The sequence below is a fragment of the Oleiphilus sp. HI0066 genome (assembly GCF_001635725.1).
Genome location: NZ_LWFH01001804.1, coordinates 1 through 1,439, shown reverse-complemented (window position 1 = coordinate 1,439; position 1,439 = coordinate 1). Strand labels below are relative to the sequence as shown.

Here is a 1,439-nt window from a genome sequence, read left to right as displayed (position 1 = left end):
GACATAAATAGAATTAGAACAATCCACACACGCAATAACTTGTCTACGTTCGTTCCCTCAGGAAAAAACAATGGAAGCATTACTGATCCCATAAAGAACAATGCGAGAACCGGAACACCACGGAAAAATTCGATCAATACAACACACACACTTCGTATAAAAGGCATGTCTGATCGACGTCCTAGAGCCCATAGGAAACTCAAAGGAAAGGCAATAATGATGCTTGCAGCAGCTAGAAAAATATTAAGAGAAAAACCACCCCAATAATCTGTGCTTACAAATTCTAATCCAAAGAGCCGACCATCTAATAAGGCCGCACAAATAAACGGATAAGCCAAAAATAATGGTACACCCACAGTATTACGCAGATGTTTAGGCAATGCGTATGGCGCAGCAATAACCAAGATCAATGCTACTAAACCTGTATTTACTCGCCACAGTTCTTCTATAGGATAACTTCCATATAAGAATTGCTGCATCCAAGCAGAAACGAATACCCAACAAGCCCCATTATCATTTGTACAATCAGCCTGTGTGTTGCCGGACCAATTTGCTTGAATGAATAACCAATCAATTAAGCCAGGTAAAACGCTCGCCAATAAGCCTAGAATAACGATCGTAGCGATGGAATTTGGAACATTAGAAAACAAGTTAGCTCTAATCCAAGCAGCTACGCCCATAGTCTCCTCTGGAGCTGGCTGAGCTTCTTGCGGTTTAAAAACTCTCATATCACCCTCTCCTATTTACGTTCGACTAACGCAACGCTAGCGTTAAACCGATTCATTAAGAATGAGATAGTCATATTAATAACGAAATAAACGGCCATCGTCATAAATACAATCTCTATAGCTTGTCCTGTCTGATTAAGCGATGTGCCTACGAAGACTGTAAACAAATCAGGGTAACCAATGGCTGTTGCCAACGTAGAGTTTTTCACCAAACTTTGATATTCAGAATTCAACAGAGGAACAATTACTCGCATCGCTTGAGGAACAATGATCAATGACATAATTCTGTTTTCACGCAGACCAATACTGCGCGCTGCTTCAGTTTGCCCATGTGGAACAGATTGAACTCCCGCTCTTACCGCTTCTGCGATAAAAGCTCCCGTATAAACAGACAGAGCGATAGTCAGTGCCATTAACTCAGGTATAACAGTAATTCCTCCACGGAAATTAAAACCTTTGAGCTCAGGAAAATCCCATGTGAAAGGAACGCCCATTATGAAAAGGGTGATAAGTGGCAGCCCCAAAAGGATCCCAAGACTTGTTAACGCAACGGGGAACTGCTCTCCTGTATCGTCTTGACGTTTTTTAGCCCATTTCTTGAGAAAAACTATTGCTGCGATAGCTACAACAATCGAACCATAAACAATGGATGAGCCAGCGCCACCAACTAAATCAGGTAAATATAATCCACGTACATTGAGGAAGATGACT

2 protein-coding genes are annotated in these 1,439 nt (G+C 41.5%); both read right to left on the bottom strand.

Annotated features, from left to right (window positions below):
- Positions 1–728: amino acid ABC transporter permease (locus tag A3738_RS28020; protein WP_068764007.1), on the bottom strand; the 728-nt coding region annotated here is incomplete at its 3' end.
- Positions 729–739: 11 nt separating this feature from the next.
- A partial coding sequence (locus A3738_RS28015) for an ABC transporter permease subunit (protein ID WP_156504555.1) occupies positions 740–1,439 on the bottom strand: 700 nt, incomplete at its 5' end.